This is a genomic window from Erwinia sp. GW821-FHT03D09, assembly GCF_059420805.1.
This window is the reverse complement of sequence record NZ_JBWKUK010000002.1, coordinates 91136-108294: the sequence shown is the minus strand read 5'-3', so window position 1 is coordinate 108294 and position 17159 is coordinate 91136. Positions and strand designations below refer to the sequence as shown.

Below are 17159 nucleotides of genomic sequence, written 5' to 3'. Positions count from 1 at the left end.
GCCAGGCCACACTCCTAACAACAACGTCTTCAGGAGCTTTCAATCATGAGCGACCCCCTGATAAAAAATAACGATCGGGATATTAACGGCGGCGAAAATACGTTAATTCAGCAAAGACGGCAGCAGGCAAATATCAGCGACGATCGTCCCGTCAGCGCGCTGGCGCTTTCCGGCGGCGGCATTCGCAGCGCCACCTTCTGCCTCGGCCTGGTGAGAGCGCTGGCGGCGAATAAAGTGCTGCGCCGGTTTGATTATCTTTCCACGGTATCCGGCGGCGGTTATTTCGGCGGCATGCTCGGCCGGCTGTATAACGAAGATCAGAAAGCCGAAGCGGTGGAAGAAGGTCTGGCAGAAAAACGCTCATTCTTACTCTGGTGGCTGCGGAATAATGGCCGCTACCTGGCACCGGCAGGATTTCGCGATGTCTCACAGGCGATGGCCTACACCCTGCGCAGCCTGCTGGCTTCGCACTTTGAGGCCGCGACGGTGATGCTGTTCCTGGCGGCGCTGATGTTCTTTCCCGGCCTGCTGCTCACCAGTTTCAGTCCGGCCAGCGATGCGGCGGCGGCCTGGCTCGGGCTGATGCTTCTCCCGCTTACCTGTGCCCTGTGGCAAATTTGTGCCTGGTGGATCATCCGGCCTGCCGGTGGAAAGAGCGATAGCACGACAAAAGGCCGCTATCAGGATTACTACTCTACGATTTCCGTACCCCTGGTTATCCTGGCACTGCTGCTGGCCTACATTTTCAGCCCGCACACGATTTATCGTGATAAGCCGATTTGGCTGGGTCCGATCGTCCTGCTGTTCTCCTGCCTGCCGCTGGCCGCTAAGCTGGTGCAGGATTTCTGTGCATTAAAAATCACCACACTTTCTGTTGCACAGCAGCGGCTTATTCGCACCAGGAAACTGGCCGTAGCGCTGCTCGCTGCGCTGGCCTGCCTGTTTTTCTATGGCGCTACCGAATTCTGCTACTGGATAAAAATCCGGGCGAACTTTCTCATCTTCCTGGCCGCGCTGGCTCTGCTGCCGCCCGCAATTTCGCTGTTAAGGCGCTGGGTAAAGCCCCCGACGAAAAATCCGGCAAAGAAAAAGCCGGTGGCAGGCATTATCAATCAGATCGGCTACCTGTTTTTACTGGCACTGTTCCTCACCTGGGCAACCGTGCTGCTCATCCTGCTCACCGAACTGTATATCCCGGAAAAATCGTCCGGCTGCCCGGCGCTGCTGATGGATGCCTTTTTCGTGGCGCTGATGGCGGTCTACTTCTGGCTGACCCGCAGGCGGGTTGATATCCTGAATCTGTCATCGATGCACAATTTGTATCGCGCGAGGCTGGAACGCGCCTGGATTTCAGTGGGTAACTATTTTCGCCCCGGCAGGCCGGAAACCAGCGGCGCACGGTTTCCGTTAACCCTGCTCTCCTCCTATGAAAGAGATCGGGTAGGTGAAAATCAGAAGTGGCGTATTACCGACGTGCAGCCCGGTGATGACGTGCTGCTGCGAGACTATCATCCTCATCGCTACGGCGGGCCACTGCACCTGATTAACTGCTGTATCAACCAGACCGTCGATGATCGCGCCGGTAACTTTAACGCCGACCGTAAAGGCATGGCGCTAACGCTCAGCCCGCTAGGCATAGAAACCGGCACGCATCTGCCGCAGGCAAGGGACTGGCGGGAGGAACATTTATCGAAATGGCTGGCGATCTCCGGCGCGGCGCTGGGGACGGGGATGGGCTCGAATACCCGGACCGGCACCGCCGCCCTGCTGTTTACCTCAGCAATTCGCCTGGGCTACTGGAATGAAAATCTGTTCGCCAAAAATCGTAACACCGCGCCGGAAAGTGACACAGACGGGCAAAAACAGCAGATTAAGCCGGCAAAATTTCCTCGCCTCAGGGCGCTGCTCGGTGAAATGCTGGCCTTTTTCCCCGGCATGAACAGCAGCCTGTGGTACGTATCGGACGGTGGTCATTTCGATAACACCGGCGTTTATGCCCTGCTGAAGCGCCGGGTGCCGCTGATTGTGCTGGCCGACTGCGGCGCAGACCCGGACTACGGCTATGAAGATATAGAAAACCTCGTCAGGAAGGCACATATTGATTACGCCACCCGCATTGAGTTCCTTGATGGTGACGCGGTTGAACCCACGCTGTCGGCACTGTTTACCACGCCCGATTTACTGACCGAGAGAAAGAACCCGGCCCCGTTTATGCTGGCGCGTATCGTCTACCCCGATCGGGAAGATTACGCCGCGCTGATCGTGGTGAAACCGCACCTGATTGAAAACCTCGGGCTGGACACCGAACGCTATGCCGACAGGCAGCCCGCATTCCCACAGCAGCCCACCAGCGATCAGTTCTTCGATGAAAACCAGTGGGAAGCCTGCCACGAACTTGGCTGGAAGATGGGGGAACGACTGAGTGGGGAGATTCTGGATAAGGCACCAGGCTGGGTGAATGCGGCGAACAGGGATACCGTCAGATAACGCACTCCCGGCCGGGAACTTTACCCTGCTGGCCTTCCTGCAGCGCTAATTTAACTTCTCATTAAAGGGGGCGATTATTGCAATCGCCCCCTTTTTTATTGCTCAGGTTTTTCCTGTGCCCAAAGCAACACCATCACTGTTTACCGGATTTGGGTACCAATAAGGCGTTCTCTGTGCCTAAACTTTTCGCCCATTGCATCACATCATCATGGGCAACCACGCGGCCTTCATCCACCGCGGCCAGTGCTTCCAGCGTCATCTGATGACGCTGCTCTTCCCGGTCAATTAAATCCTGCAGGGCCTGCTTTATCAGCAATTCCTGTGAACAACTGTAGTCCGCCGCTATCCGATCGAGTTTCTCTGCCATTTCCAGGGTAACACAGGCGGTAACCGCACGAGTTTTTGCCTGTCCCATAATGGAGCGCTCATAATGTGCTTCAATTCTAATCATACTAAATCATCCTGATCTCACCCGCCAGCAGTCGGGTTCTGTGCCACACGCCTGAAAAATCTGCGCGATTCCATGTGAATAGACACCGCTATTTATGCCGCAGCTTGTCCGTTAGCGCTGGTATTTTGACCGATTAACCGAGGCCGCTCGCAAATTCGCAGCCGAAAATCAAACGGCTACAGAAAAGGAAAAATCACCCGCGTGCCGCCAGCCACACCGCATAGGCCTCATCCCAGATTGCAGCAGGGGTACCCACTTTACCCAAACCAAAACCGTGACCGCCCTTGGAAATACGGATCATCTGTACCGAAACGCCTACCCGGCGGCAGGTATCGTGCATGATCACGCTGTTTTCCGGGTTGGAGGTGGTGTCATCTTCCGCCTGCGCCATAAACAGCGGCGGATAGGCGCGCGTCACGTAGTTTTGCACCGACCAGCTGGCCTCTTCGGCGGGAGAGGGATGATTACCCACCAGCGACAGGTGGGTGTTGGTATGGGTGTAAGGCGGTTCGAGGGTGATCACCGGATAAATCAGCCCGACGCTATCGACTTTCAGTGACAGTTCGTCCAGCGCATCCTGCGGCTGATAGACGTTGTAGTCGGGACGGGCGGCAGCCATACCGAACAGATGTCCTCCGGCGGAAAAACCAAGCAGATGCACGCTGCGCTCCATCGAGCGCACCAGGCGGATCGCCCGCTGGGCATCCTGCAGCGCCACCAGGTTACCGTCCTGCCAGTGTTCACCGGGCAGGCGATAGCTGAGTACGTAGGCCGTGTAGCCCTTCGAGGCCAGCCATCGCGCTACCGGCCAGCCTTCGCGCCCCATGCCGATCCAGCGGTATCCTCCACCGGCAGCAATCAGTACGGCTTTACCGTTCGGCACTTCCGGCTGAAAACGCTGAATGCCGGGGCTGACGATATTCGACCACGAACCGTTAGGCGAGATGCGCAGCGCCCCCTTAGGACCACCTCCGCCCGGCGGCTCTTCCGGCCACAGCGGGAAAAAGTCCTGACGTGCAAACAGGTTATCGGTGCTCATGGCAAGGACAAACGCGCCGGAGCCAAGCAGCAGGCGGCGGCGACTAATCATCGTACATATCCAACATTCTCAGCAGGAAACAGGGAGGTTATCGTTGAGCGCCAGGACGGCGGATCTCAGTGGCGAAATAGTATTCACAACCGTGGCAAAATGCCACAGGCGTCACACTTTTTTCATCACTAAATGTGGGATTACTCAGACGAGAACAGGCAATAGCGGGTCCTGTTGATTCAGGACCCGGCGGGAAGGTTACTTCACGTTCTTTTTGGTGAACTCTTCATAGTTTTCTTTGGTGATCACCTGATACGGAATCCACATAAATTTGTCTTTATTGGTACCGTCAATCACCTGCTTCGCCATGGTCACCGCGCCCACACCCTGGCCCGCCGCATCCTGGAACACGGTTAACGCCAGCTTGCCGTTTTTAATAAACTGCAGGGCATCCGGGGTGCCGTCGATACCGGCAACCAGAATATCTTTTTTACCACTCTGACCGAGGGCCATAATCGCGCCGATAGCCATCTCATCGTTGTTGGCGGCAATCGCATCGATCTTATCGCCGGAGAGCAGCCAGCCGGAGGTCACATCCACCGCTTCGTTACGCATCCACTGGGCGGACTGCTTCTCGATCACTTTCATATCTTTATATTTGGCGATCACCTCTTCCGTCGCTTTGGTACGCTGACGGGCTTCCTCCGCCGACAGCGCGCCCATCAGAATGGCGACGTTGCCTTTGTAATTCATCTTTTTCGCCAGCGCTTCCATCTCCATCTGCCCACCCAGCAGCGAGTCGGAGCCGACGTAGGCCATCTTACCGGTCAGCTCAACTTCCGGCTTACGGTTAACAAAGATCAGCGGGATGTTGGCTTTGGTGGCCGCATCCATCATGCGTTTAACGCCCTGGGTATCCACCGGGTTGAGGATAATCGCGTCAACGCCCTGATTAATAAAGTTCTCAACCTGCTGAACCTGCACCGCCACATCGCCCTTGGCATCTTCAAACTGCCCCTGAATATTCTCCTTCTTCATCTCATTGGCCATCTGGGTACGCAGAATGGAGACGAAGTTAAGATCGAAGTTAGCCAGCGCAACACCAATGCGCAGGTCTTTCGCCTGGGAAGCCGGTGCCAGCGCCATAGCGCAAACGAGCAGTGCGATTTTTTTCGTGTTCATAGCGTGATTCCTGTAGGTGTAGGTAAGTTATTGTTTTTTTAACTGCAAACTACTGATGAACGACTGATTGCTTAAAAAATTGCGGCCAGGGCTGGCCGCATCGGTCCTGCATTACTCAAAGTGCGCTTTAAAGCTTGTCAGAGCAGTTTCAGTGCCCCCTGACGCCCAGCCTTCCAGCGCAATTACCCCCCGGTAATTCATGGCACGCAGCGTTTTCGCCACCGCGCGATAGTTGATCTCTCCGGTGCCCGGCTCGCAGCGGCCCGGCACGTCCGCCACCTGAATTTCACCGATCGCATTGCCGCTGCGCTGCACCAGCTCAATCAGGTTGCCCTCGCCGATCTGCGCATGGTAGAGGTCCAGATTCATCTTCAGATACGGGCTATTGACCGCTTCCACCAGCGCCAGGGTATCCGCCGCTTTGGCAAACGGTGTACCCGGGTGATCGACGGCGGTATTCAGGTTTTCCAGGGTAAACACCCGCCCGGCTTTCTCACCCAGCGCCGCCAGCTTTTCCAGCGTTCTCACCGCCTTTACCCACATCTCGCCGGTGACAATTTCCACCGGCTTCACCGGCAGGCCTTTATTATCCAGCCCGGTGCCGTGCAGGTTCAGCGACGGGCAGTTCAGCCGCTCGGCCACCGCCAGCGACTCTGCAGCGCTGCTCAGCAGGTTTTCAATTTCCGCATCGTCGGTCAGGTTGCCGGTCAGATAACCGGTCATTGAGGTGAAGCGCGCACCGGTCGCCGCCAGCGCATCGATATCTTTGTTTTCCCAGTGCCAGATCTCCACGCCGAATCCCAGCTGGTGAATACGCTGCACGCGTTCGATAAACGGCAGATCGAGGAAGACCATTTCGGCACTGACTGACAGGCTGTAATCGGACATGGTTGAGATCCTTATAATTTAACCGGGAGGTTTTGCTGCACGGAGGCGATACAGGCCAGCGCAATCGCCAGCGCGTTACGCGCATCTTCACCGGTGGCGCGTGGGGTTTCGCCAGTGGCGGCGCAGCGCGCAAATTCGGTGAGTTCGGCAATGTAGGCATCGGCCAGCAGGTCGGTATCCTGGCGCGAGGTATCAATCGAGATACCTTCCGCCGTATAGCGCACCGCGTTATTGAGGTTGATATTGCCGATTTGCAGCATGCCGTTGCTGCCGAACACTTCACCGCGCACGTCGTAGCCGTACACGGCCTGGAAGTTGGCCTCGGCAATCGCGATCGCGCCATTATCAAAGCGGATAGTCACCACGGAGGTGTCCAGCAGGCCTTTATCTTTGAAGTCCGGGCGCACCAGCGCGTCGGCAATCGCATACACTTCTACCGGCTTCGCGCCCGGGTTGCAGTGCAGCAGGGTGTCGAAGTCATGGATCAGTGTTTCCAGGTAGATTGTCCACGGCGGGATAGGGGTAGGATCGCGCAGCGGAGCCGGGTCGCGGGTCAGCGAGCGCAGCAGCTGCGGCGTGCCGATTTTACCGGCCTTGATTTCCGCCAGCGCGGCAGCAAATCCGCTGGCGAAGCGGCGGTTGAAGCCAACCTGCAGAACCACACCGGCTTCGCGGGCGGCGGCAATGGCGCGATCGGCTTCTTCAAGGGTGACGGCCATCGGCTTTTCGCAGAAGACGTGCTTGCCGGCGCGCGCGGCGGCGACCACCAGTTCAGTGTGAGTACGTGCCGGGGAAACGATCACCACCGCGTCAATATCCGGGCTGTCGAGCATCGCCTGCGGCTCGCTGTAGAAGCGCTCAACGCCCAGTTTTTCGGCCAGACGCTGTGCGGCTCCCGGTACCGGATCGGCCACCGCCGCCAGGACTGCACCCGGTACACGCTGAGCCAGAGAGGTCGCATGGAAGCTCCCCATCCGTCCCGCGCCAATCAGACCTACGCGCACGATTTGTTTTGTTGCAGACATCTTGTTCCCCTTCAGGTTACTGGCAGACATTCGTTGTGTCTTTGACATAAGCAAACGCTATGCCAGCCTGACAAACCCCTGATGGCGCGCTTTTCTCTGCCCGCTGCGATCACAAAATGGACATAAAAAAAACATGTCAACTTAACATGTCGATAAAATGGACACTCGATAAGCGGAGGGTAGAGCATGAGTCATCAACCCGTTCTGGGAGCAGTTATTGGCGCAGAGTGCGACGGCAAACTGAGCCTGCCGGAGAACAGTCAGGAAGCCCGGCGCTGGGATGCGCTGCTTGAGCAGGCCCGCCGTGATTTTGATACCGGTAAAGAGCCGGACTTCGTGCGCCCCGACATTCTGAACTCGTGGAAATACAGCCGCGATGCCGGTATCGACCCCTCTTTTTTTGCCTACACCTTCCCGCCTCAGGATGAGGTGAAGCAGATTCTGGCGGATAACGCCGTGCTGATTGAGGTGGCGAGAGGGATTATGGAAAATCTGCTGGCCTATAATCCCGACGGCCATATCAATCTCACCGACGCCAACGGCATCACCCTCTCCTACTGCGGGCTGGATATCACACCGGTGGGTAGCATCCTGCGTGAATCGGAGATGGGGACCAACTGCACCGCGCGCTGCCTGAAGCAGCAGCGGCTGGTCTATCTGCTCAGTGGTGAAAACTGGAAATTTGCCCTGCGCAGCCGCCACTATCCCTGCGCCGCCGCGCCGATCCGCGATGCCGAAGGGAGAATGATTGGCGTACTGACGCTGACCGCCACTCAGGATAACTTCCACTATCACACCCTGGGCACCGTGCAGGCGGCGGCGGAAGCGGTCGGCCAGCAACTGATCCTGCGCGCCCTGCTGGCGGAGCAGAAGTCGATCCTGGAAACATTAAATGAAGGGGTGATCGTGCTGGATCGCAGCGGTACGATCAAAACCATCAACCGCTACGCGCGGCAGATCTTCCAAGGTTTTGCCTGCACCGGTCATCAGGTGGATGCGGTGCTGAACCCGCAAAACGCACGGCTGGCGACCATGACCTTCTGCAACGACCGCGAAGTGGTGTTTGTACCGTCAGAAAATCAGCACGTCTCCTGCCTGGTGTCGGTGATGCCCGCACCGACTGGCGGCAAGATTATCGCCCTGCGGGAAAACCAGCGTATTCGCGCCATTACTCGCCGGGTGATGGGCGTTAACGCCAGCTATACCTTCGACATGCTGTGCGGCAGCGCACCGGCGCTGATGGTAGCAATGGAAAAAGCACGCAGCAGCTGCCGCAGCGACAGTACGGTACTGCTGACCGGCGAAAGCGGCACCGGCAAAGAGCTGTTTGCTCAGGCAATTCATAATGAAAGCCCGCGCAGCGGTGAGGCGTTTATTGCCGTGAACTGCGGCGCGCTGCCGCGCGATCTGGTCCAGAGCGAGCTGTTTGGTTACGCCGACGGTGCGTTTACCGGCTCGCGTCGCGGTGGGGCGGCGGGGAAATTTGAGCTGGCCGACGGCGGCACCTTATTCCTTGATGAGATTGGCGATATGCCGCTGGAGGCGCAAACCAGCCTGCTGCGCGTCCTGCAGGAGAGTGAAGTGGTGCGCATCGGCGCATCGCAGGCGGTGAAGGTTAACGTGCGGATTATCGCCGCCACCAACTGCAATCTGCTGAAGGCGGTAGAAACCGGCGCCTTCCGCCGCGATCTTTACTACCGGCTGAACGTCATCTCGATCCCCATTCCGGCCCTGCGCGAACGCAGCAGCGATATTCCGGCGCTGACCGAGTGGTTCAGGGAAAAAGTCTGCACCCAGTTGAAGAAGGTTCACGTACAGTTTACGCCCCGAGCGATAGAGGCGCTGTGCCACTACACGTGGCCGGGCAACGTAAGAGAGCTGGAAAATATCGTCGAGCGGGTGATTAATACCCATGACGGACTGCATATTGACCTTGGCGATCTGCCGGAAGAGGTGATTCAGACGGGCCGCACGCTGCCGGAGCAGGCCATTGTGCGGGGCGAAACGGCCCAAACTGTGCGGCTGGATGAGAATGAGCGGGTGCATATCATCGCCACGCTGAATTCGTTGAACGGCAATCTGCGGCAGGCCGCACAGCAGATGGGCCTGTCGCGCGCCGGGCTGTATAACAAACTGAAAAAGTACGCGATAAACGTGGATGAGTTTCGCCGGTAGCGCAGCGCTACCGGCGAGAGTCTGAGCGAATCAGATTAAGGTTTTGTCTTTATCTTTGCGCGACATGCTGTCGAGGTAGCCCATCACAAAGGCGGACAGCACGAAGGTCAGGTGAATAATCACGTACCACAGCAGCTTGTTGTCGGGCACGTTGCGCGCGTCCATAAAGATCCGCAGCAGGTGGATTGAAGAGATCGCCACAATCGACGCCGCGACTTTGTTCTTCAACGAGCCGGAGTCCATTTTACCCAGCCAGCTCAGCTTTTCGCGGTGCTCGTCCAGATCCAGCCTGGAAACGAAGTTTTCATAGCCGGAAAGCATCACCATGACCAACAGTCCGCCTACCAGCGTCATATCGATCATCGACAGCAGCATCAGCACCATGTCGTTTTCGGTCATCTCGATCACGTGCGGCAGCAGGTGGAAGACTTCCTGGAAAAACTTAATGCCCAGCGCCAGCAATCCCAGCGACAGCCCAAGGTAGATTGGAGCCAACAGCCAGCGTGAGGTGTAAATCAGATTTTCAACGAAACGTTCCATAGCATCCAGTTCAGAGTTCAACACGGCGCACAGTATAACTGATGGTCGATGAACTTTAGCAGGCGCGGAAGCCCGGAATTGGAACAATTTAAACGACTTTACGTTGCGGGAAGGTCATCCCGCAGCGAAGGCAGCTGGCCACCGGGTGGCGAAAGGCGTTAGTGATACTGGCGGTACTGCACGCGGTAGTCGCGCGGGGTGACGTTGAAGTGCTTTTTAAACACCCGCTGGAAACACTGCTGGGAGGAGAAACCCAGATCCATCGAAATAGTCATAATGCTTTTGGTGGAATTAATCAGGCACTGTGCGGCCTGATCCAGGCGACGGCTGCGGATAAAACTCGCCAGCGTAATGCCCTTTTTCTCTTTAAACGCGCGCTGCAGGTGCCACTTGGAGTAGCCCGATTTTGCCGCCACGGCCTCGATATTCAGCCCTTCTTCCAGATGTTCATCAATCCAGTCTACGATGACGTCTACGATTTCATTTTTCATTTCTACACACTCCACAACGGCAGCGAATTACCCGCATCTGCTTCTGCCATTCATATTTAACGATGAAATTATCTTTTTGATTTATATGCTGAAACAGGTGATATGCAAAAATTAACGGAACATATCAATAAAAAGTAGAAAGGATGTTATTAGCAAGTTTAAAATAGCTCAAATAGATAATTTTAATCTGCTGATATAGACAGGAACTATATAACTCCATGATGGATCTTAATCTGGTCCGGGTTTTCATCGCTATTTATGAAACCCGCAGCGTCAGCGGTGCTGCCGATCGTCTGTTCATCACCCAGCCATCTGCTAGCTATGCGCTAGCCCGGCTGCGGTCTGTGACGGATAACGAGCTGTTTAAGCGCAGCCGAAAAGGGATGCTGCCGACGCCTGTTGCCAGCCATCTGTATAAAGTTTTTAAGCAGTCTCTGAGCGGGATTGAGAAGGCGGTTGCCGATACCCGCAGCTTCTCTCCGGAAACATCTTTTCACAAATTTAGCCTCGCGCTCTCCGACCTTGGCGAGCAGCTGCTGCTGCCGAGGCTGGTTAAACATCTGCGAGAGCTGGCGCCGAATGTGCAGCTGGAAGTGCTGCCGATCGATATGATGCGTATCGATGAATGGCTATTGACCGGAAAAGTGGATGCCACGCTGTGCAGCCGCAACGAAAGCATTTCACCGATTGCCCAGCGCGACAGAATTATGGACGAGCGCTACGTCTGCCTGGTGAATAACCAGCATCCGCGCATCGGCGGCGAGCTGACGCTGCATGACTATCAGGCCGAGCAGCACATTATCGTGTCTACCATCAGCGGGCACCATATAGTGGAGGCGCAGATTAAGGAGTATGGCTTTGAACGGCGTATCGCGCTGGAGGTACCGCACTTTACCGCGCTGGGGGAGATTATCGCCAGCAGTGAACTGCTGGTCACTATTCCGCTCAGCGCGGCAAAAATCTATGCCGCGCGCGGCAACGGGCGGATCGTTGAACTGCCTTTCCAGCTGCCGAACCTGGAGGTTTATCTCTACGGCCATACCGAGATCGGCGACATCACCGCTAAAACCTGGTTCTATAACACGCTAAAAGAGGCCTGCCCGGTGCTGATGGAGAACTGACGCGGCAATCAGCCTTTGCGGCGCGGGCCTCGGCTCCAGTAGGCCATAAAGCTGATGCAGTCCTGAGCCAGGCCGCGCTCGCCGATCAGATAGCGACGCAGGTGCTTCACCGCGCTGGACTCTGCCGCCACCCAGCCGTGGAAGCGCACGTCGTCGTGGTCGGCGCGGTCCCACACCAGCTGCCCTTCGGCCTCTTCGCGCAGGTCTTCCCGCGCCAGCGCACTGTCCGGCAGGCGAACGTGCTCGCGCACTGCCGCCAGCAGCGCTTCGCCGTAGCTGGCCCCGCTCGCTTCACGCGGCAGCCAGTGAATATCGGCAAAAGTATACTGGCTGAGATCGACGCAGTCACCGCGCTCGGGCACTTCCAGAAATACCTGTAGCTGTGGCGGGTTCTGCCATGCGGCCAGCTGCTCAAGGATCGCCTTCGCCGCCGGAAGCGCGGTTTCATCCGCCGCCACCAGCCCCTGCTTCACCTGCTCGTGCGGGTTCCATTCGTAGCCGCCGCTGTCCTGACCGTATTCCCGGTTTGGCGCGGCGATCTGCATGGCATCGCCCGGCTGCGCGCCCAGCGCCCAGGCCGAGGCCGGGCCTTCGGTACCGTGCATCACGAATTCCACTTCCATCTCCGGCACATCGGCGTCGGCGTTAACGTGGCGAATCGTGTAGGTGCGCATAATCGGGCGGTCTTCCACCGGCAGCTTGCCCATGTTCTCCCACCACGTCAGGCCGTTATCGACCGGCTCAAAGTGCCTGCCGCTGGGTGCAGGCAGCAGCAGCTTGATGCGCTGGTCCGGCGCGTCCATTTTCATCTGGCACACTTCTTCACCGCTAAACACGCAGCACAGCATCGAAGGAGAAAGTACCTGCTTGCGCGCCAGTACGACATTAAATAAGCGATAACTCTGAGCAGCCATAGATCCACCTTGTTAACCGAAAGCCGTGCTCGCGTGCCGCACATAAGGGCAGCAAGAATAGCAAAGGCAAATGATAATGAGAATGCGTATTACCCTAATCCGTATCCTTCCTTGTTTATCCGCCTGTGCTTCACGGGCGGAAGGCGTTGATCTCCGTCGCGAAAGCGTTCAACGTAAGGTTTTTGTTTATCACGGAGTATGCCGATGTCGCTGACCCTTCTGACGCAGCTGGCCGATATCCCGGCCAGTCAGTGGGATACCCTGACCCCCAATGACCAGCCCTTTCTCCGCCACGCGTTTCTCAGCGCGCTGGAAGAGAGCGGCTCGGTCGGCGGCCACAGCGGCTGGCAGCCGCAGCATTTACTGTGGCGTGAGGGCGACAGCGTGCTGGCGGCGATGCCGGGCTACGGCAAGCGGCACTCCATGGGCGAATACGTCTTCGATCACGCCTGGGCCGATGCCAGCCAGCGGGCGGGCATTCCCTGGTATCCCAAGTGGCTGTCGGCGGTGCCGTTCAGCCCGGTCGGTGGCGCGCGGCTGCTGGGCAAAACGCAGGCCGCCAGCCGGCTGATTCAGGCGCTGCCGGAATTTCTCGCCGAACACGGTTTTCACAGCGGCCATATTAACTTTAACGATGCTTCCCTCGGCGCTCAGCTGGCGGAGGATAGCCGCTGGCTGCCGCGCCTCGGCTGCCAGTATCACTGGCACAATCGCGGCTACCGCGACTTCCAGGATTTTCTCGACGCGCTGACCTCGCGCAAACGTAAGCAGTTGCGCAAAGAGCGCGAAGGCGTACGCCAACAGGGCATTGAATTTTGCTGGTATCAGGGCCATGAGCTGAATGAAGCGCAGTGGGACTTTGTCTACACCTGCTACGCCAACACCTACTTTATTCGCGGCCGTCAGCCCTATCTCACCCGACAATTCTTCAGCCTGCTGGCGGAACGCATGCCGGGATCGCTCCGCATCACCATTGCCAGCCAGCATAGCCAGCCGGTGGCGATGGCGTTAAGCCTGGTTGATGGCAGTACCTTCTACGGCCGCTACTGGGGCTGCCTGACGGAGTTTAACCACCTGCACTTTGAAACCTGTTTCTATCAGGGGATGGAGTACGCGATTGACAACGGGCTACGGCGCTTTGACGCCGGGGCACAGGGGGAGCACAAGCTGATACGCGGTTTTGAACCGGTGTTGACGGAATCCTGGCACCTGCTGCGCCACGGCGGACTGCATGACGCCGTGGCGGATTTCCTGCAGCAGGAACGCGACGGCGTGCGCGCCTGGGCCGAGGAAGCCCGCGACGCGCTGCCGTACCGGCTTAACGCCGGATAGCGCTACTGTTCGCCGACGAAGCCGCCGGTCTGGTGCCGCCATAGCCTCGCGTACAGGCCGTCCTTCGCCAGCAGCTCGGCGTGGCTGCCGATCTCAACAATGCGACCCTGCTCCAGCACCACCAGCCGGTCCATACGGGCGATGGTTGACAGGCGGTGGGCGATGGCAATCACCGTTTTGCCGCCCATCAGCCCTTCCAGGCTCTCCTGAATCGCCGCTTCCACTTCGGAATCCAGCGCTGAGGTGGCCTCATCCATAATCAGGATCGGCGCATCCTTCAGCAGCACGCGGGCGATGGCGATACGCTGGCGCTGTCCGCCGGAGAGCTTCACGCCGCGTTCGCCGACGTGCGCATCCAGCCCGGTGCGCCCCTGCAGATCGGAAAGCAGCGGAATAAACTCATCGGCCTTCGCCCGGTGGATCGCCTGCAGCATCTCCTCTTCACTGGCGCCGGGGCGGCCATACAGCAGGTTTTCGCGGATCGAACGGTGCAGCAGCGAGGTATCCTGAGTAATCATCCCGATCTGCGCACGCAGACTCTCCTGACTGACGTCGGCAATGTTCTGCCCGTCGATCAGAATCTGCCCGCCGTTAAGGTCATAGAGGCGCAGCAGCAGATTAACCAGCGTCGATTTCCCGGCTCCCGACGGGCCAATCAGACCAATTTTCTCGCCCGGACGAATGTCCAGCTGCAGATCGTCAATCACCCGCCGCTCGCCGCCGTAATTGAAGGTAATGCCATCAAAACGGATTTCACCACGGCTGACATTCAGCGCCACCGCATCAGGTTTATCGCGTACGCTCAGCGGCTGGGAGATGGTTTGCAGTCCATCCTGCACCATACCGATATTCTCAAAGATGCCGTTGACCACCCACATGATCCAGCCGGACATATTGACGATGCGAATCACCAGCCCGGTGGCCAGCGCAATGGCGCCAACGCTGATCAGCGACTGACCCCACAGCCACAGCGACAGTCCGGTGGTGCTGACGATCAGCAGGCCGTTCAATGTGGTCACCACCACATCCATTCCGGTGACCATCCGCCCCTGGCTGCGGGTTTTCTGCGTTTGATCGTCCAGCGCTTCCCGCGCGTAGCGGCGCTCCAGATCGCCATGAGCAAACAGCTTGAGGGTGGCGATATTGGTGTAGCCATCCACAATAAAGCCCATCAGCCGCGAGCGGGAATCAGATGAGGCCACCGAGCGCGCTTTAATCCTCGGCACAAAATACTTCAGGCACAGTACGTAGCCGATAATCCAGATAATCAGCGGAATAGTCAGCCGCCAGTCGGCTTCGGCGAACAGTACCAGCGTGGTCACCGCGTAGATCACCACGTGCCACAGCGCATCCACCATCTGCACTGCCGAATCGCGCAGTGCGCTGCCGGTCTGCATAATCCGCTGGGCGATGCGCCCGGCAAAGTCGTTCTGGAAGAAGTTCAGGCTCTGACGCAGCACGTAGTTATGATGCTGCCAGCGGATCATGTTGGTCATGCCGGGGTTAATGGTCTGATGCACCAGCAGATCGTGCAGCCCGATAAACAGCGGGCGGAACAGCATGGCCACCGCCGCCATCCACAGCAGTTCGCCGTAGTGATCCTGAAAGAAACTGGCGGCTGGAGTCGTGTTCACCAGATCAATTATCCGGCTGAGATAGCGAAACAGCGAAACCTCAATCAGCGAGGCCACCAGGCCAATCACCAGCAGCAGCGCAAAAACCGGCCACACCTGGCGCAGATAGAACAGATAGAAGGGCCACACGCTGTCGGGCGGCGTGGTACCCCGGGCTTCCCTGAAGGTATCGATCATCCTTTCAACACGGTGATAAAACATAAGACAGGCTCAGTTGACCAACAGAACCCTGAAGCTTAGTGCATCTTATTGTCGGTCAGGCGTCAGTCAGTGCCTTTATGCCGTAAAAAATCCAACGACGCGGCGGCCGAACGATGAAATGTGGCTGATGGATGCACAACGGCCGCAAAGGCTGCTTTAATAACGCCAGCACCTGCGGCAGGGGAAATCGTACCCGCAGGGAATTAGCCCATCGAACTCAGGAAAAGCATGTGGAACGTCTGGACTGCGATTTCAAGTGTAATCAGCGGCAGCTGCGTGATTACCCGGCGCTTAACGGCTATCTGCTGCGTATGCTGGCGCTGCCGGGGGTGCGCGAAACAGTGAGTATCGACCATATTAAACAGGGCTATTACTCGATCAAGAGCCTGAACTCGAATGGAATTGTGCCTGCCGGTCCCGATATGACCGCGTACGGTGTGTAATCTGCATCAGGAGAAATGTCATGACAGGTCTGGTTATTTTACTGCACGGCGTGGGCAGCAACGGCAACGATCTCGCCGGGCTGGGCCGCCACTGGGCACCGATCCTGCCGGGTGTGAGTTTCGCCAGCCCTGACGCGCCGTTCCATTTTGAGCACGGCGCGGGCTATCAGTGGTTCAGCCTGGCCGGCATCACGCCGGCTAACCGCCCGGCGCGCGTGGCCGAAGCGCGGGAGGCATTTGACCGCGAACTGACGGCAATTCTGGAACAGCATCAGATGACCGATAAGCTCGACAAGGTTGTGCTGGTCGGCTTCTCGCAGGGCTCGATTATGGCGCTGGATACACTGGTGTCCGGGCGCTGGCCGGTCGCCGGGATTGTGGCCTTCTCCGGTCGCCTTGCCTCACCGCAGCCGTTCACACCGGCGCTGAATACCCCGGTGCTGCTGATCCACGGTATGGCCGACGGCGTGATCCCGGTGACAGAGAGCGAAGTGGCGGCGGAGACGCTGCGCGATCTGGGCGTCAGCGCCCGCAGCGACTTCGAGCCGGGGACCGGACACACCATTTCGGCACGCGGTGCGCAGCTTGCGGTGGAGTTTATTGCCGGGCGTTTGAAGTTAAGCTGAGCGGATGTATCATCCTGATGTCAACAGAGGATAGTCCCTCTATGGTCAGAGTTACCTCTTCTGAACCGGAAAGAAACCGACCTCATCCGTCGGTTTTTTTTCGTCTTATCACTACCGCCTCACACCCTGCATCACGCTTACCTTCTGACATTTCCATCACCTGACCCTTTCCTGACGACAGCCACTCCTCCTTTTTCACTGACTGAACAAGGACTGACCGATATCATCTGTTTATCGAAAAATTAGCAAGATCACAATTATCGCACTAACTGTTAATCAAATTATAGTAACTTAAGTTACTATTCATTCATCGGAGGCAAACAACCTCCTCACCATACAAATGAAGGAATACGACCATGAAAACTATCAAAACACTGTCTGTTGCTGCCGTTGCTGCTCTTTCACTGATGTCATTCGGTAGCTTCGCTCAGAGCGTTACTGCCACCTCCTCTACCCTTGACGGCGCTGAAGCGAAAATCGCCGCTCAGGCTCAGCAGGCGGGTGCCGGTTACAAAATCACCAGCGCACGCGTTGAAAACGGCGCTTACGTATCTGCGGAATTGATCAAATAAAAATGGTCGCATAAGGATATGCCAGAAGAGGCCGCCCGTTGGGAGGC

15 protein-coding genes and 1 pseudogene are annotated in these 17159 nt (G+C 57.5%); 7 read left to right on the top strand and 9 right to left on the bottom strand.

Going from position 1 to position 17159, the window contains the following annotated elements; genetic code table 11:
- The first annotated feature begins 45 nt into the window (after positions 1-45).
- Positions 46-2487: a patatin-like phospholipase family protein gene (locus AC07U6_RS02205; RefSeq protein ID WP_494761189.1), complete on the top strand. Its 2442-nt coding sequence runs from the start codon at positions 46-48 to the stop codon at positions 2485-2487.
- A 133-nt stretch (positions 2488-2620) separates the two neighbouring features.
- Here AC07U6_RS02205 and AC07U6_RS02200 read toward each other — a convergent pair whose 3' ends face one another.
- The 5 genes from AC07U6_RS02200 to AC07U6_RS02180 form a co-directional block, all read right to left on the bottom strand.
- Positions 2621-2938 (bottom strand): CopG family ribbon-helix-helix protein, encoded by a 318-nt coding sequence (locus AC07U6_RS02200; protein WP_494761188.1) that lies wholly within the window; start codon positions 2936-2938, stop codon positions 2621-2623.
- Between the two features lie 193 nt (positions 2939-3131).
- Positions 3132-4028, bottom strand: a complete 897-nt coding sequence (locus AC07U6_RS02195; protein ID WP_494761187.1) for an alpha/beta hydrolase — start codon at positions 4026-4028, stop codon at positions 3132-3134.
- Positions 4029-4226: 198 nt separating this feature from the next.
- The gene (locus AC07U6_RS02190; RefSeq protein ID WP_105593570.1) at positions 4227-5150 is read right to left on the bottom strand and encodes a substrate-binding domain-containing protein; all 924 of its coding nucleotides are present in this window, start codon (positions 5148-5150) and stop codon (positions 4227-4229) included.
- A 111-nt stretch (positions 5151-5261) separates the two neighbouring features.
- A complete protein-coding gene (locus tag AC07U6_RS02185) occupies positions 5262-6038 on the bottom strand; it encodes a TIM barrel protein (protein ID WP_494761186.1) in 777 nt (258 codons plus the stop codon).
- Between the two features lie 11 nt (positions 6039-6049).
- Positions 6050-7063, bottom strand: coding sequence for a Gfo/Idh/MocA family oxidoreductase (locus AC07U6_RS02180; protein ID WP_494761185.1), 1014 nt, complete (start codon positions 7061-7063; stop codon positions 6050-6052).
- Between the two features lie 186 nt (positions 7064-7249).
- On the opposite strand from AC07U6_RS02180, the gene AC07U6_RS02175 reads away from it, so the two are divergent.
- On the top strand, positions 7250-9238 hold the full coding sequence (locus AC07U6_RS02175; protein WP_494761184.1) for a sigma-54-dependent Fis family transcriptional regulator: 1989 nt from the start codon (positions 7250-7252) through the stop codon (positions 9236-9238).
- Between the two features lie 30 nt (positions 9239-9268).
- Here the strand turns inward: AC07U6_RS02175 and AC07U6_RS02170 are convergent, their stop codons facing one another.
- Positions 9269-9778, bottom strand: coding sequence for a TIGR00645 family protein (locus AC07U6_RS02170; RefSeq protein WP_494761183.1), 510 nt, complete (start codon positions 9776-9778; stop codon positions 9269-9271).
- A gap of 158 nt (positions 9779-9936) precedes the next feature.
- Positions 9937-10269, bottom strand: a complete 333-nt coding sequence (locus tag AC07U6_RS02165) for a helix-turn-helix domain-containing protein (RefSeq protein ID WP_200563158.1) — start codon at positions 10267-10269, stop codon at positions 9937-9939.
- A 218-nt stretch (positions 10270-10487) separates the two neighbouring features.
- Between AC07U6_RS02165 and AC07U6_RS02160 the strand changes: the two genes are divergently transcribed.
- A complete protein-coding gene (locus AC07U6_RS02160; RefSeq protein WP_494761182.1) occupies positions 10488-11390 on the top strand; it encodes a LysR family transcriptional regulator in 903 nt (300 codons plus the stop codon).
- An 8-nt stretch (positions 11391-11398) separates the two neighbouring features.
- Here AC07U6_RS02160 and AC07U6_RS02155 read toward each other — a convergent pair whose 3' ends face one another.
- Positions 11399-12304 carry a siderophore-interacting protein gene (locus tag AC07U6_RS02155; RefSeq protein WP_494761181.1) on the bottom strand — a complete coding sequence of 302 codons (906 nt, stop codon included), beginning with the start codon at positions 12302-12304 and terminating at the stop codon, positions 11399-11401.
- A gap of 204 nt (positions 12305-12508) precedes the next feature.
- Between AC07U6_RS02155 and AC07U6_RS02150 the strand changes: the two genes are divergently transcribed.
- Positions 12509-13636, top strand: coding sequence for a GNAT family N-acetyltransferase (locus AC07U6_RS02150; protein WP_494761180.1), 1128 nt, complete (start codon positions 12509-12511; stop codon positions 13634-13636).
- Between the two features lie 2 nt (positions 13637-13638).
- On the opposite strand, the gene AC07U6_RS02145 is transcribed toward AC07U6_RS02150, so the two are convergent.
- Positions 13639-15471 (bottom strand): ABC transporter ATP-binding protein, encoded by a 1833-nt coding sequence (locus AC07U6_RS02145; RefSeq protein ID WP_494761179.1) that lies wholly within the window; start codon positions 15469-15471, stop codon positions 13639-13641.
- 251 nt (positions 15472-15722) lie between these two features.
- On the opposite strand from AC07U6_RS02145, the pseudogene AC07U6_RS02140 reads away from it, so the two are divergent.
- The 3 genes and pseudogenes from AC07U6_RS02140 to AC07U6_RS02130 all read left to right on the top strand — a co-directional run.
- A pseudogene (locus AC07U6_RS02140) lies at positions 15723-15914 on the top strand (glutathione S-transferase family protein); the annotation flags it as partial.
- 20 nt (positions 15915-15934) lie between these two features.
- The gene (locus tag AC07U6_RS02135; RefSeq protein WP_494761178.1) at positions 15935-16540 is read left to right on the top strand and encodes an alpha/beta hydrolase; all 606 of its coding nucleotides are present in this window, start codon (positions 15935-15937) and stop codon (positions 16538-16540) included.
- Positions 16541-16896: 356 nt separating this feature from the next.
- Positions 16897-17112, top strand: coding sequence for a YdgH/BhsA/McbA-like domain containing protein (locus tag AC07U6_RS02130; RefSeq protein ID WP_123334356.1), 216 nt, complete (start codon positions 16897-16899; stop codon positions 17110-17112).
- The last annotated feature ends 47 nt before the right edge of the window (positions 17113-17159 follow it).